This is a genomic window from Streptomyces sp. ActVer (assembly GCF_027270795.1).
Lineage (GTDB): Bacteria > Actinomycetota > Actinomycetes > Streptomycetales > Streptomycetaceae > Streptomyces > Streptomyces umbrinus_A.
Genome location: NZ_JAPWHT010000990.1, coordinates 1 through 731, shown reverse-complemented (window position 1 = coordinate 731; position 731 = coordinate 1). Strand labels below are relative to the sequence as shown.

Below are 731 nucleotides of genomic sequence, written 5' to 3'. Positions count from 1 at the left end.
CCGGTTGCTGCCCACGGCGGACGGCTGGGCGGCGGTCTCCTGCGTACGCCCGGGCGACCCGCTGCTGTGGAGCGCGCTGATCGGGCATGAGCTGGACGAGTGGCTGCCGCGGCGACTGGCCACCTGGCTCGCCGCGCACAGCACGGCCGAGCTGGAGGAGCGGGTGGCGCTGCTGGGACTGGCGGCCGGGGCGGTACGCGGGTGGCCGGGCGGGGGGCTGGAGGCGGATGCCGTACGCGTGCCGCGCCCTGGCCGGCCCCGCTCGGTGCGCGGCATGCTGGTCGTCGACTTCAGCGCACTGTGGGCCGGTCCGCTGTGCGCGCACCTGCTGGGGCTGGCCGGGGCGGAGGTGGTCAAGGTCGAGGTGCCCTCGCGTCCGGACGGTGCGAGGTTCGGCAACCGGGCCTTCTACGACCTGCTGCACGCCGGGCACCGCGCGGTGGCACTGGACCCGGCCGACCGGGCCGACCGAGCGGCGCTGCACGCGCTGGTGCGCGCCGCGGACGTGGTCGTCGAGGCCTCCCGCCCCCGGGCCCTGGCCCGGTTCGGCCTGGACGCGGCGGCCGAGGTGGAGCGCGGCTGCACCTGGGTGTCGATCACCGCCTACGGCCGGTCCGTGGACCGGGTGGGGTTCGGCGACGACGTGGCCGCGGCAGGCGGCCTGCTGGCCACCGACGACCAGGGAACGCCGGTCTTCTGCGGGGACGCGATCGCCGGCCCGCTGGCCGGTC

General features: G+C 77.6%; 1 protein-coding gene. It reads left to right on the top strand.

Annotated features, from left to right (window positions below; translation table 11 throughout):
- Positions 1-731 (top strand): CoA transferase (locus O3Q52_RS53775; RefSeq protein ID WP_269655642.1); only part of this gene is annotated, 731 nt, incomplete at both ends.